Source organism: Verruconatronum alginivorum, from assembly GCF_056590205.1.
Genome location: NZ_JBWPVQ010000001.1, coordinates 5256296 through 5278846 on the forward strand (window position 1 = coordinate 5256296; position 22551 = coordinate 5278846).

General features: G+C 60.5%; 11 protein-coding genes. 10 read left to right on the top strand and 1 reads right to left on the bottom strand.

Translation table 11 applies throughout. The features are described 5' to 3' along the window. Positions 1-24: 24 nt before the first annotated feature. From ACWUI2_RS19290 to ACWUI2_RS19310, 5 genes are all read left to right on the top strand, one after another. Positions 25-780 carry a prepilin-type N-terminal cleavage/methylation domain-containing protein gene (locus tag ACWUI2_RS19290; RefSeq protein ID WP_486984473.1) on the top strand — a complete coding sequence of 252 codons (756 nt, stop codon included), beginning with the start codon at positions 25-27 and terminating at the stop codon, positions 778-780. 60 nt (positions 781-840) lie between these two features. Continuing rightward, a complete protein-coding gene (locus ACWUI2_RS19295; protein WP_486984474.1) occupies positions 841-2892 on the top strand; it encodes a hypothetical protein in 2052 nt (683 codons plus the stop codon). An 83-nt stretch (positions 2893-2975) separates the two neighbouring features. Further along, a complete protein-coding gene (locus tag ACWUI2_RS19300; RefSeq protein ID WP_486984475.1) occupies positions 2976-5069 on the top strand; it encodes a VCBS repeat-containing protein in 2094 nt (697 codons plus the stop codon). 49 nt (positions 5070-5118) lie between these two features. After that, the gene (locus ACWUI2_RS19305; RefSeq protein ID WP_486984476.1) at positions 5119-7068 is read left to right on the top strand and encodes a hypothetical protein; all 1950 of its coding nucleotides are present in this window, start codon (positions 5119-5121) and stop codon (positions 7066-7068) included. 36 nt (positions 7069-7104) lie between these two features. Further along, positions 7105-9105, top strand: coding sequence for a hypothetical protein (locus ACWUI2_RS19310; protein ID WP_486984477.1), 2001 nt, complete (start codon positions 7105-7107; stop codon positions 9103-9105). A 561-nt stretch (positions 9106-9666) separates the two neighbouring features. Here ACWUI2_RS19310 and glpQ read toward each other — a convergent pair. After that, positions 9667-10668, bottom strand: a complete 1002-nt coding sequence (gene glpQ / locus ACWUI2_RS19315; RefSeq protein WP_486984478.1) for a glycerophosphodiester phosphodiesterase — start codon at positions 10666-10668, stop codon at positions 9667-9669. 205 nt (positions 10669-10873) lie between these two features. Here glpQ and ACWUI2_RS19320 point away from each other — a divergent pair, with 205 nt between their 5' ends. The 5 genes from ACWUI2_RS19320 to ACWUI2_RS19340 all read left to right on the top strand — a co-directional run bounded on the left by ACWUI2_RS19320 (position 10874) and on the right by ACWUI2_RS19340 (position 22545). Next, entirely contained in the window at positions 10874-12862 is a 1989-nt protein-coding gene (locus ACWUI2_RS19320) for an FG-GAP repeat domain-containing protein (protein ID WP_486984479.1), read from the top strand. A gap of 194 nt (positions 12863-13056) precedes the next feature. After that, positions 13057-17853, top strand: coding sequence for a LamG-like jellyroll fold domain-containing protein (locus tag ACWUI2_RS19325; protein ID WP_486984480.1), 4797 nt, complete (start codon positions 13057-13059; stop codon positions 17851-17853). Positions 17854-17872: 19 nt separating this feature from the next. After that, complete coding sequence (locus tag ACWUI2_RS19330; protein ID WP_486984481.1) at positions 17873-18610, top strand: prepilin-type N-terminal cleavage/methylation domain-containing protein; 738 nt, start codon at positions 17873-17875, stop codon at positions 18608-18610. Between the two features lie 96 nt (positions 18611-18706). After that, entirely contained in the window at positions 18707-21073 is a 2367-nt protein-coding gene (locus tag ACWUI2_RS19335; RefSeq protein WP_486984482.1) for an FG-GAP repeat domain-containing protein, read from the top strand. 29 nt (positions 21074-21102) lie between these two features. After that, positions 21103-22545, top strand: a complete 1443-nt coding sequence (locus ACWUI2_RS19340; RefSeq protein ID WP_486984483.1) for an alkaline phosphatase family protein — start codon at positions 21103-21105, stop codon at positions 22543-22545. Positions 22546-22551: the final 6 nt, after the last annotated feature.

The following is a 22551-nucleotide window of genomic DNA, read 5'->3' on the forward strand; positions in this document are numbered from 1 at the left end:
TTGTAGCAAATGGACTTGAACCCTATGAAAAACACCCTTCCTAAACGCCGCCGGGTGACCGGTTTCACTCTCATCGAGTTGCTCACAGTTATCGCGATCATCGGCATTCTCGCCGCCATCCTCATTCCGGTCGTTGGCCGGGTGCGGGATTCGGCCCGGACTTCTCAGTGCATCAGCAATCTCCGTCAGATCGGGCAAGCCGTTCTCCTTTTCGAAGCGGAGAACGGTCATATTCCGTATGGCGTCCATCCGACCTACGAAGCCAGCCGGGCAATGTGGCCGATCACTCTCCAGCCCTACATGGGCGCCAACATGGAGCATGAGGACCGTCGCTACAACCAGGAGGAGTGGGATGAATACCCGCCTTCGGAGATCGTGGCTTGTCCGCAGGCCTTGCAAGGGGAGGTTTCCCCGATGCCGAATTTCTCCGCCAACCGGTGGGTTATGGTCCATGGCCGTGAGGTGGCGCCGGTCCGGTTGAACCAGATCGAACGTCCTTCGCAAGTCATGGTGATGTCCGATGCCACCCAGCGGGAGCAGACTTATGGCGGCAAAGTCGGTTATCCTTCGTGGTCCCTGTTGCCGGCCAGTCTCCTTTACGGCAACGGACTTCCGGGGCGGGCGGACGTGCCGGTTACGACCGCCAACGATGCCGACCTGGCGGGCGGAGCGATTCGTTACCGTCATGGCGGCCGGGCTAACATTCTGTTTGTCGACGGTCACGTCGAGTCAGTCCAAAAAGGGCAGGTTCGGGAACGCAATCTCAGCGTCGCTTATTGATTCGGACCCGGTTTCCGGCTCATTCCTTCTCCAACTACTTCACCCATCACACCCAACCAAATGAATATTAAAAACTGGTTCTCCCTCGCGGCAGTCAGTTCGCTGCTCGCCATCGGCCTTCATGCCACGCCCGTGGAAAGCGGGCTCGTCTTGAGGCTCGACGCCTCCACCGTTCAATCCTTCGTGGAGCCGCCGACCGAGCCTCTTCCACTCGTCACTTCCTGGCCGGACCGGTCGGGGCACAACCATCATGCGCTGCCGGTCGAGTCCGTCGACGTTCCCCGGTTCACCGCTTCGGCGACGCCGGCCGGGAGCGGCGTGGTCACCTTCGACGGCAGTGTTCCGCAGTTCTTTGAAGTAGGGGCGAGCGCCACCTTTGACGGCGGCCAATACACGGTGTATTCGGTTTTCCGCACAACCGCGATGAACCAGGGGCGCATTCTGAACTCGGCCTATCTCGACGGAATTCCGCAAACGGAAGGAAACCAGTCCAACTACGCGATGTGGGGGATGATGCCCGGTCCGTCGAGCATGAATAACTTCCGGTTTCAAACCCGGGGAATCAATGCCAACGCCAACGGGTTCACGTTCGTCGTGGGAGAGACGCCCAACCAGTCGGTCACGGCGAATCAGTTTTATATCGGCGGCGGCCATTGGGATGCGACCACGGGCGAAGTGCTCGCGGTCCGGGTCAATAGCTCCGGGGAACGGGTAACCGGGACGGGTACTGGGGCGAACGCGATGCCGTCCGGCCACGTGTTCACCCGGATCGGGGCGGGGTCCAGTACCGGCAACGCGAATACGGCCGTCCCGTTTTCCGGTGACATCGCCGAATTGCTGGTCTTCAACCGCGTGCTGAACGCCAGCGAGCGCCAGGCGGTGGAAGACTATCTCTACGCCCGGCATTTCACCGGCGTCGGCTCCCCGGAATTGAGCGTCACCGACGATCTGATTCTTTGGCTCGACGCCGCCGAGACCGATCTGGAATATCCCGAGCCGGAAGGACCGAAAACCAGGGTGACTGAGTGGACCGATCTTTCGGGGAATTCCCATCACGCCCAAGAGTCGCCGATGAACCACCAGTTCCCCACATTGCTCGAAGGGGTGACTCCGATGGGAGGAGACGCGGTCTCGTTCGACGGAACTTCCGAGTTCCTGGAAATCTGGGGACATCCAGATTTCGATGGGACGGAGCGGAGCTGGTACGCGGTGTTTCGCGCCACGAGTCTCGGGAATAACGGGCGTTTGATCAACGGAGCCTACAGTGACATCATTCCTGGCGGAGATGTCCTCACCAATTACGCGACCTGGGGCATTTTCCCGGGATCCAACAACACCTTCCGGGTGCAAGCCCGTCGGGCCGCGGCCACCGATAATTTCGTCGCGGCCAACGCCGGTTCCTTGTCGGCGGGAGAATTCTTCATCGGCGGCGGCATGTGGGATTCCAATTCGACGGTGGTGACCTCGATTCTCGTCGACGGCGCCGGACAACGGGCGGTGGCGACCGCGGACGAGGCGAACGCCGTTCCGGAGTATAATATTTTTCTCCGGGTCGGGGCTGGTGCGGGGACGACCAGCGCCAATCCGACCGCCTACTTCCACGGGGAGATTGCGGAAATCCTCGTTTACAACCGCCTGCTCACCGAAGAGGAACAATTGGCGGTGGAAAACTACCTGCGGGAGAAACATTTCGGCGAGTTGCCGACCTCCGGTTATGCCGGTTGGGTGCAGAGCAATTTCGATCCGGAAGATTGGGAGAACGAAGAACTCACCGCTCCGGATGCCAACCCGTCCGGCGACGGCATCTCGAATTACCTGAAATACGCGATGGCCCTGTCGCCTTGGGAAAACGAGCGGGCCAATCTCCCTTCGGCTTTGATCCTGGAGGATGCATTGCTTCTCACCTATCGGCGGTCGAAAGAAGCCACCGATGTGACGTTCATCGTGGAAGTCTCTCCTGATTTGGTCGAGTGGAGTTCCGGTCCCGATCACGTCGAGGAAATCGACGCGGAGGATCACGGTGATTACGAACTGGTGACCGCGATGGCTCTCCATTATCCGGGGGAACATTCCCGAGGTTTCATGCGTCTCCGTATTGAGGCGCAGGAATAATCGGTCCTTTCGCGCGAGCGACAAAAATGGCGGAGCCATTCCGGCTCCGCTTTTTTGGGTTAGGCCGAACCGCTCAGGGTAGAATGATGAAAATCAAATCGATTTCGGCTTTGTTGCCGCTGGCCATGGCGACGTGGGCCGCGGCCGAAGCGGTCCCGGTGCGGGACGGCCTGGTGACCTGGTTCGATGCTGCCAGCGTGCGAACCGCGGTGGAGTTTCAACCGGCGCCAAGTTCCTCGGGTTGGTGGTGGGATCAATGGGAGGGACGGGATCCCGTGCTGAAGTCGCACGCGCCCGACCGTCGGGGACCGTTGGCGTTGCCCGGGATCTGGAATCATCCGCGGGGAACGGCGTTCGTCACCGGAGGGGTGGAGCCCGACTTATTCGTCCGGGCCACCGCGTTTCCGGGACTCGGGATCTATTTGTATCCGTATTCCGGCCGGACTGACGACGGCGTCCCTGTTTTCGGCACTCCGTTGCCGCTGATGATCGATCCCGCCCATCCGATCGGGGAGAATGGGTCGATTTACCAGGCCGCCGACGGCGAGATTCGGGCGGTTTGGATGCAAGGCAGACGGATGTTTTTCGGCCGGTTTTCCAGCTCGGGCCGCACGTTTGCTGAGATCGGATCGGTCGAGATCGCCGGATTGCCCCGCAACCCGGCCCGGGTGGCGGTGCGGGAGATGGCCGACGGAACCGTCCGGGCGTTCTTCGAGATCTCCGACGGTGTTTCCGGCTCCCCGCCTGGCGCGGGCCGTTGGGAGGAAGATTATCGTCCCTACGACGGGGCGGGGATTTGGCGGGGTGGTTTTCCCTATCGCCAGCTATTCGGAGCGACGCTCCCCGGGGTTGCCCAGGGACCGGCCACCGACGTGCGGCGCATCAGTGCAAGCGACCGGGAAGTGCGGAGCAACTTGAGCCATTTGGCCCTGATTGTTTTGGGGCCGGGACGTGCCGGGGTGATGACCGGATCGCATTTCGGAAATATCTACTTTTTCGAAGGAGATTTCGATGCGGCCGGATTGGCTCCGCGAAAAGCGATCGCGGGACCGGACGGGCATTTGCTCCGTCACCCGACGATCGGTCCGGCGGTGATCGCTTATCCGAATCCGCAAGGCGGTCCCGATCTGATTGTCGGCGGGGAAGGGGCCCTTTATTTTTACCGGTTCACCGGGGAAACGACCGCGGACGGCCGACCCGTTTACGAGAACCCGCAACCGGTCCTGCAGGAAAACGCCGACCTTTACGCCGGCTCCCTGCCGGTGGTTTCGGTGATCGATTGGAACAGCAACGGCATTCTCGACCTGATTTCGGGCAACTCCGAAGGGCGCGTGCTCTTTTTTGAAAACGTCGGAACCAATACGCATCCGCGTTTCCTCCCGGGCATTCCCGTGTCCGCGGGCGGGCAGGAGATCCATATCCAGGGAGGGTATCGGGGAAGCGTGCAAGGCGTCGGCGAGGCCCGCTGGGGTTATACCGCGCCAACCGCGTTCGACTGGACCGGCAACGGTTTGCCCGACTTATTGCTGGGAGACATCACCGGAAGTTTCACCGTCTACATCAACCGCGGAACCCCCGGGGCGCCGATGCTCGACCTGGGACGGCCGTTGTTCGTCGATGGGATGAATTTGCATGGCAAATGGCGGGTGCAACCGGCGGTCGGACGGCTCGGCGATCGAAACGCCCTGGTGGTCGCCGACGGGGAGGACCACTTCCATTTGTATTGGCAAATCGACGACTACAACCTGGAAAGCGGGGGAAAACTTCGGCTCTCCAATGGCAGTTTGATTTCGATGAGTGGCGGGTTTTCCGGGCACACCGGTCGGGGGAAATTGACTTTCGCCGATTGGGACGGAGACGGTCGCCTCGACTTGGTGATGGGAACCGCCAGCCCCAACGCGATTCCCAACAAGACCACCGGCTACCCGACTCCGGCCCTGCCTCGGCGCGCTGGAGCGGTCCTTGTGATGCGTAACGTCGGGAGCAACGAGAACCCGGTGTTCGAGCATCCCCAGCCGGTCCGCTATAAAGGCGAAATTCTCTATCCGGGCGGCGGCCACGCGGTGACCGCGGCGGCCACCACGCTCGGAGGGGGCGGGGCCTTGAATCTTCTTGTCGGCAATCAATCCGGCCGCTTCATTCTTTTGCGGCGGGAGTATTTGTCCACGTCGCCGTAAGATGCGATTCGTTTTCTCCAGCTGTCGGTTCGGCGTATTTCTACTCGCGATGGTCGCGGTGGGGCTTGGGCCGATTGGTGTTCTGTCCGGCGAAAAGCCGGTCACCGTGTGGCCCGACCGGTCGCTTCATGGCAACCATGCCACGCATGGCGGCGGCGGTCCCATCCCAGTAGTGGCCCCCGGAGTGACCCCGGCGGGCGGAAACGCGGTGCGGTTTAATGGAACGTTGGGGCAACATCTGGCGATCCCTGCGTCCGAGAGCCTGGAGTCGCCCCGCTTTTCCTGGTATTTTGTCTTCCGGCCGGGCGCGTTGGACCAAGGTCGGATTCTCAACTCGGCCTACGCCGATTTCAACCCCAACCCGGCGCAAACCGCGGGGAGTTACGCGGGGTGGGGGAGCATGCCGGCCGCCAACGGACGTTTGCGGGCCCAGGTCCGCAAAGCCAACGCCGATTTCGAGGCGGCCGAAGTGAGCGGACTGATCCGCACCGACGACTTTTTCATCGGTTCCGCCCGTTGGGATCCGCTGGCCGGAACCGGGCAAATCGAGGCGGTCGCCATCAGCCGGTCGGGCGAGCGGCGTCGCTCCGTGGTCAATGGTGCGAACGGCATCGCCCAAGGGCATCTTTTTACCTGGATTGGCAGTGGTGCCGGCCACGGATCCGGCAATCCCGCCTCCCCTTACACCGGCGACATCGCCGAGATTCTCGTTTTCAACCGCAAGCTGACCGACGCCGAACAAGCGGAGATGGAAGCTTACCTCGCCGACCGACATTTCGCCGGGGAGGACGCGAGTCTCCCGATCAGCCACGGGTTAGTTCTCTGGCTCGACGCGGCCGATCTCGTCACATCCACCGTCGTTCCCCCGGACCCGGTGGCGCGAACCATCCGCTGGAGCGACCGCTCCGGGCAGGCGAACCATGCGCTGCCTCCGCCTGTCGAGCACCAACTCCCGCGGCTGGCCCGGGGGGTGACTGCCACCGGCGGCGACGCCTTGCGGTTCGACGGGGAAGCGGAGTTTTTGGAAATCCCGGGAAATCCGAGCGATTTCGACGGGCCCGGACGGACCTGGTATCTGGTATTTCGTCCCGACGCCCTGGATGGCGGTCGCTTGTTGAACAGTGCCTATCACGATATCGACCCGGGCTCCTCGACGTTCGCTCATTACTCCGCCTGGGGGTCGACGGTTTCCTCCGATCGGATGATTTTGGCTCAGGCCAGCCGATTCAACGACGGAAGTCTCGTGACCATCGGGGAGGGCGATTTGACCGCGGGGGCGTCTGAATTTGTCATCGCCGGAAATCGGTGGGATTCGGCGACCGGGGAATTGAAAACGACCGTGATCGCCCCCGGTGGAAATCGCGAGGTCGCCGCGACGAGCGGGGCGAACGCCGTGCCCGGCGGCCACCTCTTCACCCGGATCGGGGCGGGATCGGCCCAGAACCGGGCGCTGGTGACCGCCCGTTACTCGGGCGACATCGCCGAGATTTTAATCTACAACCGTTTGTTGAGTGAGGCGGAGCAACGAAGCGTCGAGCGGTATCTGCGGGCGAAGCATTTCGGGGAGACGGCTCCGGAAGGATTCGCCGCCTGGCGGATCGATTATTTTGGTCCGGAAGCTGGCGAAGATCCGGCAATCAGCGGGCCGTGGGCCGATCCCTTAGGGGTTGGAATGGTGAACCTCCTCCGTTACGCCTTCGCCGTGGAACCGGGGGATCCCCATCCCAGGGCGAGCCTCCCGGAGATCGATCACGCGGGGGAGGATGGTGTGTTCTTGATTTACCTGAAACGGAAAGAGGCCTTCGATCTCGTTTTTCAACCGGAAGTGAGCGACGACCTCGCGACCTGGGAGTCGGGTCCCGACCACACCGAAATCGTGGAGATCGAAGATCTTGGCGAAGTGGAGCGGGTGACGGTCCGGGCGAAGAACCTACCTGGGGAAAACGGCCGGGGTTTCATGCGCCTCCGGGTGGAACTTACCGAAGACTTGATCGATTGATTGGGTCGTTTGAATTCAAAATCCGAATACGAAATTATGTTTGACTCCAATACACATCGATCGACCCCTGTCATTCGCTTCTCCCGTCCGCTCATTCTCGCCGTCGCGATGATGGCCGGTGCCGGGATCGGAATCGCCGAACCATTCCCGTGGCCGAATGGCGGGCGAGTTCCAGTGGCCGGCCCCGAAAGCAACGGCCCAATCGGCGGTTACCGCGATTTTATTCCGGTTCCGACCGGGGTGGCCAACGTGATGGGAAACGGACCGCATGATCTGATCCTGCGCGCCCGGGTGTTGTATCCATGGGCTGGAACAGGACCGGACGGCGCCCCGACCTATCACGCCCCGGTGACGTTGACGAGCCCCAATGCCAACGGCACGATCATGCCGGAATCCGACGGGCGGACCTTCGGTCTTTTCCGGTCGGGCCGGGAGTTGATTGTGCTCCGGCTGGTCCCGAACGAAATGGCCTTTCGTCGGGTGAATGGTCACGTGATGGACATTTCGGAGAACGTCAGCCGGGCGGCCGGTTACATCTCCGATACCGGCGAGGTGGAGGTTTTCTTTTCCCTTTCGGACGGGCTGGAGTACGATCCGCAGGACTACTGGATCCATGACCACCGCTTTCAACCCTTCGACGGGGCCGGTATCTGGCGGGGAAACATGACCCACGACTATTTGAAATACGCCCGTTTCGGGTCGACCTCGCTCGGTCAACCTCTGGTAGTGCGCCAGGAGTCGCCGGAGAAGAAGGAGTTTCTTTTCGGCAACAGTGGATTGACCATGGTGAACCTCGGACCCGGGCGGGAGCGCGATTTGATCGGCACCAACAAACAAGGCGTTTTCATGTATTACCGGAATGACCCCGCCGGAGGAGCGACTCTGGAGCGGCCGGTTTTTGTGCGGAATCCGCGGGGAATTGTCGCCCGGCATCCGGTGATCAGTCCGACCCCGGTGGCGTTCACTAACCCGGAGACCGGGTTGTCCGACCTGATCGTCGGGGATTCGGGGCGGATTTGGTATTACCGGTTTACCGGCGATTTCATGCCGGACGGCGGACCGATCTACGACGATCCGTTGCCGGTGAAAGCTGATAATCAACATCTGGCCCTGGGAGCCCTTCCGGTGGTTTCTCCTGGGGATTTAACCGGGAACGGGTTGATCGATCTGATCGTTGGCAACGACGCCGGGGAACTCCTCTTCGTGGAAAACGTGGGCACCGCCGAAGTTCCCGCCTTTGCTTCGCCGATCGCGGTGATGGTCGGAGGAGAACCGTTGCGTATTCAAGCCGGATACCGGGGATCGGTCCAAGGCCCGGGGGAAGCCCGCTGGGGTTACACCTGTCCTGCCTTGTTCGATTGGAACGGCAACGGCCATCTCGACGTGGTGTTGAACAGCATTTTGGGCGATTACGTGGTGTTGTTGAGAAAACCCGGGGTTTACCCTCCCGAATTCGAGGCGCCCCGACCTCTCTACGTCGACGGACTCGACCTGCGTCTCACGTGGCGGTCCCAGCCGGCCATCACCGACTGGGGACGTTCCGGGGAGGTTTGGATGGTTGCTTTCGACGAAAAGGATTTGCTGCGGATGTATCGACGGCTCGACGACCAGAATCTGATCGAAGGGGACCTCCTTTACATGGAGGACGGCCGGCCGATCGAAGCCAACGACCGCGGGGCCGGACAACGCGGCCGGACCAAAATTCAGGTGGTGGATTGGACGGGCAACGGCGTTTACGACCTGTTGTTTGGCACTCGTCGGATCCATTCGATCCCTTCGCCCGAGGATGGATTGCCCCAAAGCCTCGGGCCGGCGATCCGCGAAGCGGCGGTCCTGCTGATGAGAAACGTCGGCACCAATGAAAACCCGGTATTCGCATTCCCCGAACTGATGACCTTCCAAGGGGAGACGATCTTTCACGGGATCCATTCCTGTTCTCCGGCCGCGGTCGACCTGGGACGCGGCAGCCTCGATTTGCTGGTGGCGGAGGAAAGGGGAACCCTGTTGTTTTATCAGCGGGAAGACCTGGCACCGTAAGCATCCCAGCGTGCGGCCATCGCGCCGGGGGGACAATGCGCAAGCATGGTGGGGCGTGTCGAGGTGCCGGTTCGCCGAGCGCCCGTAGTCGGGTTGGCTCCGCCGCACGATGGCAGCTGGTCAAGGACGACCGGGCGATGGTCCCGAACCTTCGATCACCGCGGAGAATGGGGCGGCAAAGCCAACCCCACTACTTTGCCTGGACGCCGAGCATGCGGCTATCGCCAGCCAAATGAAACGTTCACTGTGCATGCGGGTTGGAGGCCGATCCGGTTTTCGCGCGAAGCGCTTTGGAGTGCGGTGCGTCCCCGCACCGCTTTCGAATGGTCAGCGATAGCCGCACGCCCGGCCATTCGACTGCCGGAGCTCTTCCGCACGCCCGAAAGCTCCGCGGGGACGCGGAGCACTCCGAAGAGGCTTCGCCTCAAACCCAAGATCCATTCTATGGTGTTTCCCGGGCGCAGCCCGGATGTTGGTTCTTGAGAGGGGGGGACCATGCGAAAGCATGGTGGGTGTGTCGTCGTGCCGGACTTTGCGTGAACGCCCGGAGCCTTTCAGCGTTTATTCGGAGAGACGATTTTTGAGGAATTGGAGGGCCAGGCCGGGATGATCAGCGAAAATCCCGTCGGCGCCCGCTTCGAAAAGGATTCGTTCGAGGAACTCTTCCGGAGTGGATGCGAAGCGGGGCAATTGGTCGGCGCGGAAAGTGTAGGGATGAACGACCAGGCCGCGGGCCTGGGCCTCGCGGACGAGGAAATTGTCGCGGACCGGGCGGCCCGATCCATCGATGATACGGGCGACCGTCGGGCCGATGCCATCGGCGTATTCGGCGATTTGGTCGAGCCCTTCCTCCGTGGTCATCGCGTGGTAGGAACGGGCGGCACCGATCAGTTGGACCAGACGGAGCTTTGTTCCGAGTTCGCGTAGACGGTGGAGGCTTTCGGCTTCGAAGGATTGGATGATGACCGGATCCTCCCGCGAAGTGTATCCATATTCTTCGAGCGTTTCCAACAGGATCCGCTCAAACTCGAAGCCGGCTTCCCGGTGCCATGCGGGGAATTTGAGTTCCGGGTAAATCCCGACCTCTCGTCCGGTGGTTTGATTCAACCCCTGGACCAATTCGATGATTTCGGCCAAGGTCGGAATGCGAAAATGAATCGCTTGATGCCGGTTGCGCCAGCGATCGGGGAAGGTCGGTTCGCCGGTGGCGGGAGCAACGCGCTCCCGGACCCGGAGTTGCTTGATTTCATCCAAGGTGAAATCGATCGGAGGAAACGAACCGTCGGGTCTGCGGCGGGCCGGAAAACGTTCGGCCACGTCGGTGGTCGCCTCCAGCGACTGATCGTGCAGGGCGATCGGAATCCCGTCGCGGGTCAGGACCAAGTCGGGTTCGATGAAATGAGACCCCTGGGCGTAGGCGAAGGCATAGGCTTCGAGGGTGTGCTCCGGCAGATGACCGGAAGCGCCGCGGTGGGCGATGATCGTCTTTTCCGAAGCGACGGCGAACGATCCGAGGGGAAAGAGCAAAGCCAGAAGGACGAAACGGGCGGGTATCGATTTCATGGATCATTTATAGAGAAGTGACCTCATGGCGCAACCATGAAGGATAGGGCTGTTGCATCCAGGCCGACTGGTTGGAGTCCCGCCTTCAGGCGGTCTTTCCAACTGGTCGAAGACCGCATGAATGTGGGACTCAACACGGGACACGCTCTGCAGCCACGGGGCATTTCGGGATTGTCTTTTGCTTCAGGGAATGTCTTCTTCGGGCATGCGAAGAAACAACGTTGTTGCATTGGGGGTTGTTCTCTTGAGTTTTTGGGTCACCCAAATCGGGCCGGGGAAGGCTCCGGCTTGGGTGAGCGGGGAACCGATCCCTTTGGGAACCGCCGATCGACAGGGCGCGGGCGGGGTCGACGATGCCCGGGGTTACGCGTTTGTCCATGGAGGAGTGGAGCCTGATTTGTTCACCGGACGGTATTTGTATCGTTGGATCGAGCGGAACGACTCGGGGCTGCCGGTTTTCGGCGAACCGGAGCGGATTCGGGGAGTCGGTCACGGAACGATCTTCCAGGACGAAACGGGGGTGATCCACGGTTGGTTCCTGGGAGACGATGGTGTGCGGCGAACGGTTTTTAACCGTGAGCGAATGATGTTTGTTCCGTCGGAGCTTGGCGTTCTTCAGTTGGAGGGCCTTCCGGGAGGGCGGGAGCGCGCCCAGACCTTGGCGGTGCTTCCCCGGGAAAACGGCGAGGTGCGGTTGGTGGTTGGAATCAACGATGGGACCGGAACCCGTCCGGTCGATGAGCGGGCCCGCAATTGGCGGAGTCCGCATTACCAACCGTATGACGGGGCCGGAATCTACCGGGGCCGGCTCGGGTGGGCCTACTTGATGGGGAGTTCGCCGTTTCCCGTCGATCATGACGGACCGGTGCGGCTGGAGCAGGTTTCGCCGACCCGGGAGGAGGCCCTGGTGGCGGATTTTATTGGCCGCGCGTTTGGCAATCTGACTCCCGTTCGGTTGAGCCCGGGACGGGAGCTGGATCTCGTGGCCGGCTCCTGGTTTGGGAATTTGCTCTATTATTCCGCGGGAACGGGCGAACGATTGAAAACAAGCCGACTTATCGCGGACCAAAGCGGCGTGGCTCATCGTCATCCCCAGATCAATGCCCGGCCGATCGCCTATCCGAATCCCGAGACCGGTTGGTCGGACCTGATTGTGGCGAGCTCCGGGACGATCTACTTTTATCGGTTCACCGGAGCGTTTTCGAAGAGTGGCGGTCCGATTTACGAAGATCCGGTGCTGGTCCCGTTCCAGAATACCGCGCTTTACGCGGGGTCGCTCCCGGTGCTCAACGCGGTCGATTGGACCGGCGACGGGAGTCTGGACCTGGTGGTTGGCAACGCGGAGGGGAACGTCCTGGTGTTCCGCAACGTCGGGTCGAACGACCGTCCGGCCTTGCTCGACCGGGAGTATGTCCATGCGGCCGGCCGGCCGATCCACATTCAGCCGGGTTACGCCGGCTCGATTCAAGGACCGCAGGAGTCGCGTTGGGGTTACAGTTGTCCCACCATCTACGATTGGAGCGGAAACGGATTGCCCGATATCGTGATGAGCAGCGTGACCGGGCGTCACAAGGTCTTTATGAACAACGGTTTGCCCGGGGATCCCAGGTTTGGGCTGCCCGAAGGGTTATATCGGAACGGTCTCGATCTTCATGGAACCTGGCGGGTCCAGCCGGGGGTGGGGGAGCTGGGCGACCGGGTCGCTTACATCGCGTTGGATGACGACGACGAGTTTCGTCTGTACTGGCGGATCGACCGGCAGAATTTGGAAGATGGTGGAAAACTGACCTTGGAAGACGGCTCAACCATCCGGGCCAATTTCCTCGCCGCCGGGGGCACCGGCCGATCAAAGATCGTGTTGACCGACTGGACCGGGAACGGGGTGAAAGATCTGCTGGTTGGAACGCCCCGCCACGGTTCGATTCCCGATCCGGAGCGGGGATTGCCTCAGTCGGAAGGGCTTCAAGGGGCGGCGGTGGTTTTCCTGGAAAACGTCGGCACCAACGATGAGCCGGTGTTCGCCTTTCCCCGTCTGATGCGATTTCGGGGAGAGCCGATTTATCTCGGTCAACACGCCTGTTCGCCGACGCCGTGGGACAGCGGAGGGTCGTCGGGGCCGGACCTCCTGGTCGGACGGGAAAACGGCGCGGTTTATTTCTTTGCGCGGGAAGACCTTAGCTGGGAGGCGGAATGAGGGCCGTTTTTACGCTTGCCGATCGGATGGACCTGTTTCACTCTCGGCCGTTGTTTAACGATTTAATGGGTGTCTGTGGACCAACCCGATTTATTAGTAATTTCGCTTGCCATCTGAATTCGAAAACTTATAAGATCCGGCTATAACGTTGGTGCATTGACATCACTTTCTCCAAAAATTAATCATAACCACCCATGAATCTCCCTCGTATATTCACGCGCGCGGCGTCTTCCGTCGCAATTGCGACCTGCCTGTTGCATGTCTCAGTATCGGCCGCCATCACCAGCGGCCTCGTCGGGCATTGGACCTTGGACGAATCGGATCCGGAAAACCTTCAGGTCGTCAACAGCGCCCCGCATCCGCAGGCGGAAGACGGAACCCGGACCGCGACCATCGAAGTCGGTCAGCCATCGCCGATGGGGTCGGCCTATTCGTTCGATGGAGTGACGAACAACGATTTCGTCAGTCTCGGCGAGGCGATCGTCGACCGCCTTCGCGCGACCGACGAGTTCACCCTCAGCGGCTGGATCAATCCCGCGTTTCTGCGGGCGGGCAGCGGGACCGCGAGCCGGCAGCTGATCGTCGGGGCTAACAATCAATTTCAGTTCGGCTTGGTAGACGAAGGTGGATTTTTCTACTCGTTTATCGGTGACGGGAGTTTGCGAACTTTCTCATTCACCTCCGGTCCGGGGATTTCGGCCGGGGAATTCGTCCATGTCGTCCTTGTCCACGAACGCGATCCTCAATTCGGTGACAATGTCGTGCGGGTCTATGTGAATGGGACTGAAAAGGGAGAAGACTATTATTATCCGGCGATTTCCAACTTCTCGATCAGTGGAAACATTCTTCATCTAGGCCGTTTCCAAGGAAATACCGAGCAGGATTTCGACGGCTTGATGTCGGATTTCGGTCTGTGGACCGGCCGGGTTCTGACTCCGCAGGAGATCGCGGTGGTCGGCGGCGCGGGCCGGGCCGGAGTCAACCTCGCCTCCTCGGCGGTCGATGACGTGCTGGCACTCTACCAATCCCAGAGCGGCACGGTAACCACCGGTGATTGGGAGTGGTCCTATACCACCAGTTTCGGCACCCCGTCCGATGGCTCGAGCCTCGCTCTCGGGAAACATTATTACGGATCTGACGACCGGATTTATGTGGTCCTGGGGGGCAGTTCCGGAAGCTGGCAAGGAGTGATGGCCGAAGGGGGCGAGCCATTCTCGATGCCGTTGGTAATTGTCCAGCAACCGGCGGACCAGGAAGTTAATCAGGGACAAACCGCGACCTTCGAGGTGGTGGTGAACGGAGACTCCCTGGAGTATCAATGGTTTTTCCGCTCGCCGGGCTTGCCTCCGGTGGCGATCGAAGGGGCCGATTCGTCGGTGTTGGTCATCAATGACGTTCAGTTGGAGGACCGGGGCACTTATTATTGTGTAATCTCCGTTACCGGCAGCGAGATCTCGGGGGTCACGCGCGAGGCGCGTCTGACGATTCTCGATGCGCCGGCTTTGGTCGGTCACTGGAAATTGGACGAGAGCAATCCGCACAGTTTGGTCGTGACGAATTCCGCACCGGGGGTGCTTCGTCACGGGGAACGCTCCGCGACGACGGGAATCAACCGGTTCGGCATTGTCGGCGGGGCTTACGACTTTACCGACGGCACCGCCGGGGTCGACACCAAATACAACGCCTGGGTCCCGGCCACCGGAGATTTCAGTAAATTCGTGTGGGTGAAAACATCCCACTCCCATCCAGCTGCGGCCGGTCAAGGGCACCTGTTTTCCAACAATGATGGCTCCGTTGGTCGAACCAGTTTACACATCCAGGATGGTACTGTCCGTTTCTTCATCGGTGGATCGCCCAATCTTTCGATGAATAACTCAGGCACGAATGTCGCCAATGGCGAATGGCGGCACATCGGTATCACCCGCGTGGGAACGGAGTTCAATATTTGGGTGGACGGGGTGAAGGGGCCTTCCCAGTTCTCCTCGAACGCTGTCGCGCAAAACGCGAATTGGGCGCTCGGTCGACGCGGTCAGGCGGCTGGGGGCTTCCCCTTCAATGGAATGCTCGACGACGCCGGGATCTGGCATCGCGCCCTGACCGCGAAGGAGATCTCGGTGATGGGCGGACTCGGCCGGATCGGAGTTTCTTTGGCGGATGAGGCCGCGGTGGAAGCGATCGTGGCGATCTACGATGCCGGAACGGGCACGGTCCAGACGGGCGATTGGGAATGGAGCCGCACCACCAGCTTCGCGCCGCCGGCCAGCGGCGCATCGATGGTTCTTGGCCGCCATTACTATGGCGACGACGGGAACATTTACGTGGTCCTCGGCGGTAGCGCAGGGTCCTGGCAGGGAGTCGTCGCCTCCGGAGGTGAATTGGCCGACAATCCTCCGATCATTGTGACCAAACAACCGGAGAATCAGTTCACGGTCCAGGGCGGTTCGGCCGAGTTTTCTGTCGAGGTCCAAGCCGATGGTCCGGTGACCTACGAATGGTTCTATCGCTCAGGCGGTGGTGCCGCGGCAGAGCCTGTCCCCGGCGGAGATGGTTCGACTTTGGTGTTGCAGGACCTGCAGTTTGAAGACGCGGGGCGCTATTTTTGCCGAATCAGTCAAGTCAGTGGGAGTTTCTGGGTCGAGAGTGATGAAGCGACGCTGACCTTCCTCGACCGTCCGGTCAACCTGGTGCATCATTGGCTGCTCGATGAACGGGCGCAGGATCTTCCCCGGCTCGACCCGGCTTACACTCCGGCCGAGGAGCGGGAGACCGAAGGGGCGTTGGCGAATCAAGTTGCCGGCGGTCACGATGCGATCTTCGTGAAGGGGGACAGCGTGGAGGACCCGGCGCCGCGTTTCGAGGCGGCCTCGCCTTCTCCCTATTCGTCCGGATCGATCGGACCGAACTCGCGGGAAGCATGGGTGGCTTTGGGACCGATCGCCCCGGAGAACGATGCGTTTTCGATCGCCTTCTGGTTCAAGCACGACAGCTCGGTCAACGCCGACGGATTGAGCACCCAATTGCACGTTTTGCAGAGCAATTCCGGGGGAAGTCAGCCAGGCCGCTGGAACCTTCAGATTCAAAATGTGAACCTCACGAACAAGACGTTCAACTTGAGTTTGTTCCACAATCCGGCTTCGACTCTGACGATCACCACCGGTTTGCCCAGCGATGAGTGGCATCACTTCGCCATGACCCGGGACGATTTGGATAATTTCAAGATCTTTGTCAACGGCGAGGAACGGCACAATGCGGTGAACTCGAATCCGTTCACCAACGCTCCGGGCGGAGTTTTCCTTGGGAACGACCCGCATCGGGCCGATCAGGATTTCGACCGCGCTTTTCCTGGACTGTTCGACGATTTCCGGATGTATGATGGGGCCTTGAGCCAATCTCAGGTTCTCGGGTTGATGGAGTTGGGCGTCTTCGAACTCAACATCGTCGCCCATCCGGAGGATACCTCCGTGAACCTGGGAGAAACCGCCCAGTTCAATGTCACCGTCCAGGCCGACGGTCCGGTGGATTACCAGTGGTTCCTCCAGCGCGCCTCCGGTCTTGCCCCCGAGGAAATCGCCGGGGCGGAGTCGGCGACATTGACGGTTTCCGACGTCACTCTCGCCGACCGCGGAGTCTATTATGTCGTGGTCACGGAACGCGGGGGTGAAACCACCGCCACCAGCCTCACGGGCCGTTTGAACATCGCCGACGAACCGGCCTTGGTCGCGCATTGGAAATTGAACGAAACCGACGATGGAAGTCTGGTGGCGGTCAACTCCGCTCCGGGAGCGGTGGTCCATGGGCAACGGACTCCCGACGCGGTGATCGATGAGCCCGGTATCGTCGATGGCGCGTATCTCTTTGCCGACGGGGCCTTCATCAACACCATGAGCAACGACTGGGTGCCGGCCACCGGTGACTTCAGCATGTTCGCCTGGGTGAAGACGAATTCCAGTCATTCGACCCAAGGCCACGTGCTCTCGAACAATCAGACCGGGCCGGGACGGTCCAGCCTGCACGTCCAGAGCGGCACCGCCCGCTACTTCCTGGGTGGACCTCCAAGTAACCTCTCGTTGACCAGCATCACCAGTGTGACCGATGGACGCTGGCATCACATCGGGGTGACCCGTTCCGGGAACAATTTCACCTTGTGGGTTAACGGGGCTCCCGAAGTGACCGGCACCTCCTCGGTGGCGGTGCAGTATGGCCCGGAATGGGCGATCGCCATGAACTGGCATCAGACAAATGCGTATCCGTTTAATGGATCCGTCGATGATGTCGGCATCTGGCGAAAAGCGCTCAGTCCGCAGGAAGTCGCGGTGATCGGCGGCCTCGGCCGGGTTGGTCTGCCGTTGTCGTCGGAAGCGGAAGTGGCGGCGGTGGTCGCCGTCTTCCAGGCGCAAAGCGGTTCCGCAGTGACGGGCGCCTGGCAGTGGAATTACACGTCGGCCCTCGCTCCGGCGGCGGACGGCGCGGCTTTGCGCGTCGGTCGGCATTACGTCGGGGACGACGATCAGATCTACATCGTTCTGGGGGGCAGTGAAGATGCCTGGGAAGGGGTCGTTGCTTCGAGCGCCGAGCCGGTCGCGGGTTATGAGGATTGGGTTGCCGCCAACTTCCTTCCCGGCGAACGCGAGAATGAGGAAATCAGCGGTCCGCACGCCACTCCGGCCGGCGATGGGGTGCCAAACCTCTTGAAGTATGCGTTCGGCATGGAGGCGAAAGAGCCCGCGCCGCGCGACGAACTTCCTTTCGTCGCCCTGGGCGAAGATGGGTTGACCCTGACTTACACCCGCCTGACAAATGCTACGGACATCGCCTACGTGATTGAAATCTCGACCGATTTGGTCGTATGGGATTCAGGGGCGGAACTGGTCGAGGAGATCGACGTGGAAGACCGCGGCGACACTCAACGGGTCACCGTGAAGGCTACCACATTGCCGGGCGAACACGGCCGCGGATTCATCCGGGTGCAGGTCGTTCTGCTCGGCTCGTGAACGGTTGGAGAACATTGAAATGAATAGAACGAACAAAAGGGGTTTTACCTTAATCGAATTGCTGACGGTGATCGCGATCATCGGAATCCTCGCCGCGATCCTGATCCCGGTGGTCGGAAGCGTGCGTGATTCCGCGAAAGACGCCCAGTGTAAGTCCAACTTGCGTCAACTCGGAATGGCCGCGTTCATTTGGGAGAACGAGAACGGCCACATGATTTGGTCGCAGATGCCGGATAATGTCCCAGGCGGATGGTGGCCGACGGTTCTGGTGCCCTATTTGGATGGAGATGTTCAGAGTTCCCAAGAGGCCCGGGGCACCCGTAGCGAGGTCCACGATTGTCCGGCCAAGACCATACCGCACCGCACTTCGCCCGACTCGGAAGGGCGGGCGGCGGTTCGGGCGGCGATGACCTATTCCGCCAACATCAACGTGATGCCACGCGGGAATGATATCCCGGTCGTCCGGTCCGAGCAAATCTTGCGTCCCACCCAAGTGATGCTGTTCGGCGATGCGACCCAGCGGACCAACGGCGACTCGAATAGCGGCTTCTTCGGCTTCCAGGCGGGAGTTGGGAATCCGCGCAACGAGGATGTTCCGATGGAAGCTCAACCGGCGAATGTCGACGGGATCGAACAATCCCGGCCGCGCTACCGCCACAATGACCGGGCCAATTTCGTTTTCATGGACGGTCACGTCAACTCGTTGTCCCTCAGCGAGGGCGGACTGCTCCAGAAACACTGGTACATCAATTACTGACCCCTCAGTCGGCTCGCCGCGTATCCAAACAATGAGGATGGCGGCGAGCCGTTCTCTCCCGAACCACCCCGAAACCCTGTCCGCCGGGCTGTACGAATGATGAATAAAAAACTCACACTTCTCTCGCTCTTCGGAGCGGTCACTCTGTTTCCGGTGGTCCCGGTCGACGGGCAACAACTCGAACGGTTGAAATACAATGATCCGGATTTGATTGTTGATCTTGGCGTCGGGTTGTGGGCCTGGCCGCTGCCGATGGATTACAATGGCAATGGCTTGACTGATCTTGTGGTGGTCTGCACCGACGTGCCGTCGAGGGGCGTTCATTTCTTCGAGAACAGTGGCGAGATCGATGAGAAGACGGGACTGCCGCTTTTCCTGCCGTCGGTGCGCATCGGCGACGCGGTCGACAACGCCTCGATCTCCTACATCAACGGCGAACCTCTGGTGACGACCCCCAACCGGATGTATCCGGATTTCAAACGCACCGTCTTCCGCAACCCGGTCGAGATCCCGGCTCCTCCCGCCCGGGAGATTCACACTGAAGAGGGGCGGATCCGGGCCAATCAATGGAGCTTTGTCGATTTCAACGGCAACGGGGTGCATGATTTGATCGTCGGCATCGGCTTCTGGGGCGAATACGGTTGGGACGACGCCTACGATGAAAACGGTCAGTGGACCCGCGGTCCGTTGCGGGGTTACACCTATTTGCTCCGCAATCTCGGCACCGATGAGAACCCTGAATACGCGGAACCGGTTCAATTGATGAACTCGTTGGGCGACCCGATCGACGTTTTCGGACGGCCTTCGCCCAATTTCGCCGATTTCACCGGCGACGGAAAACTCGACATCATTTACGGCTCCTTCCTGGATGACTTCACTTTCTTTAAAAACATCGGCGAACGGAACCGTCCGATCTATGCGCCCGGGCGGAAGCTTACTTACAACGACCAGATTATCCGGATGCATCTCTGCATGATCACTCCGGTGGCTTACGACTTCACCGGAAACGGTTTTCCGGACCTGATCGTTGGCGACGAGGATGGGCGCGTCGCGCTGGTGGAACATACCGGCGAAGTGGTCGACGGAATGCCCCGGTTTCTACCTCCCCGTTATTTCCGTCAGCGGGCGAACGAGATTAAATTCGGCGCATTGGCGACTCCGTTCGCATTTGACTGGAACGGCAACGGGCGCGACGACATTCTCGTAGGCAACACCGCCGGCGAGATCGCTCTGGTTGAGAACCTCGGCGGCGATCCGATTCGTTGGACTGCCCCGCAATTGCTGGAAGCGGATGGTGAAGTGATTCGGATTTTGGCCGGCCCAAGTGGTTCGATTCAAGGTCCCGCAGAAGAAAAGTGGGGCTACACCACGCTCACCGTGGCCGATTGGAACGGCAACGGATTGCCCGACCTGATTGTGAATTCGATCTGGGGTAAAATTATTTGGTACGAAAACATCGGAACGCGGACGCAACCGAAACTGGCGGCGGCCAAGCCGATCGAAGTGGAATGGGAGGGAACGGCCCCGAAACCGGCCTGGAATTGGTGGAGTCCGGAAGGAAACGAACTGGTCACCCAGTGGCGGACCACGCCGATAGCGATCGACTGGACCGGCAACGGCTTGACCGATTTGGTGATGCTCGACCATGAAGGGTATCTCGCCTTGTTCCGGCGGGAGCGTGATGGCGATGAAATGCGCCTGCTGCCGGGAGAGCGCGTCTTCCGGATGGAAGGCGAAGAGGGGCCGCTTCGCTTGAATGAAGGCCATGCGGGACGGAGCGGTCGACGCAAATTGACCATCGTCGATTTCGACGGCGATGGCCGTCTCGATATCCTGCTCAACGGTCGAAACGCTTCGCTGGTGCGCAACATTGGGGAAGAGGATGGAATCACGATCTTGCGTGACACCGGGCAGATCGACAACGTCCGTCTCGCCGGACACACCAGCAGCCCGACCCCGATCAACCTGACCGGAGACCGGCTTCCCGGACTATTGATCGGCGCCGAAGACGGGTATTTGTATTATCGCGACAACCCATTTCTGATAAAACCTGATTTGAAAGTGGAGACCGCCTCCTTTATTGTCGAGGGGCGTCATTCCAATCTCACTACGCTCGCCGACGGGGAAGTCGCGTTCGCCAATCGCAACTATGTTTGGAGCGACGTGCCGGAGAACTGGCGGAATTGGAAAATCCTCCAGACCCATGGGGGAGAACGGAGTTTCGTCCGGGTGATCGGACGGGAGAACGGCGAGGTTTTCCTGGCGACCTCCCGCAGCCAAGGCGGCATTGATTTGGGCGGATGGACGGAGGTTCAGCGCGAGGCGTTTTACTACACCACCCGGGAGCCGACGGAAATGATCGTTTACCGCCGGGAGATCGAGCCGGGAGAAATTCTGGACATTCCCCAGGGCAACTGGTCCGGGGGCATCCTGTTGATCGCCCCCGAAAACGGGAAACATTAATCCGCCAAGGAGCCGCGGATCCGTCGGCTATGAATCTTCCGTCATTGCTAACCCTTCTTCTCCTTCCGGTCGCCGTCGCGGCGGCCGGCGGAAAGGAGGCGAGGGTCCTGATCATCGGCATCGACGGTTTGCGCCCCGACGCGTTGGAACTGGCGGAGACGCCTCATTTGGATCGGTTGATCGAAGGTGGGCTCTTCGCGGACGACGCCCTGATTCTCGGGGATTACCGTGAGAACGACACTGTCAGCGGGGCGAGTTGGTCGACGATTCTCACCGGAGTATGGGCCGACAAACACGGGGTCCATGACAACACCTTCCGGGGAGCCGCGTTCGAACAGTTTCCCCATTTCTTCGAGCGAATCCAAGCGGTTCGGTCGGAAGCAAAAACAGTGTCGATGGTTTCCTGGGAGCCGATCGACCGATTCATCGTTTCGGCTGCCGAACTCCGGCACGTCGAACGGTTGCAAGGCGGGGAATTGGTCGATCTGCAAGTCTCGGCGAACACGGTCGGCGTCAATACCCGCGACGGGGAATGGCATCACCTGGCCGGCCGAAAACAAGACGGAATTGTATCCATATTCTTGAACGGACAACTTGTCGGCGAAACAGAAGATGTCGCGGGCGATTTCGCTTTAACGGGTGACTATTATTACGTGGGCCGCGACGCCCGGCTGACGGAAGGAGTTTTTACCGGTGAAACGGAGCGGGTGAGACTGTGGAACCGCGCGCTGGCCGATTCGGAAATCGGTCGGTTGGAAATCGAGCCGGATGGATTGCTGGCCGATTACCGGGGCGCGGTCGACGGGCTGCGGATCCCTTTGACGCCGGAGTTGGCGGCCCTCACCCAAGGCGATTGGACGATCGAGGCGTGGTTTCGGACCACGGATCGAGCGAGGCAGATTCTGATCGGGAATCATATCCGCGGCGCGAACGCCTTGAATTTGGAACTGCAGACCAATAATCGGGTGCGGATTTTCATGAGTCCTCGCTGGAGTCGGATCGATCGGGAATATGAAATGGACACCCGCATGGCCACGGCCGCCGCAAAGATTCTCGGCGAAGACGATCCGGTCGCGATGTTTGTCTATTTCCATCAAACCGATTTGGTCGGGCACAGTCTTGGATTCAGCCCCGAAGTCGCCCGCTACATGGAGGCGGTGGAGAACGTCGATCGTCACGTCGGTCGGGTGATTGACGCCATTCACGCGCGGGAAACCTTTCCGCGGGAGGATTGGATGGTGATCGTCTGCACGGACCACGGTGGCCTCGGCTACCGGCATGGCGGCGGCCATGACGATCCGGAGATCATTCGGGTACCGTTGATCGTCCATGGCGGGGAAGCTTCGGCGGGAAGATCGCAATCCCAGGTTTACCTGGTCGATATCGTACCGACGGCGCTTTCTCATTTGGGAATCCCGCTTGATCCAGCATGGCGGCTCGATGGGAAATCACTCGTTCGATCATCTGAGTGATGATTT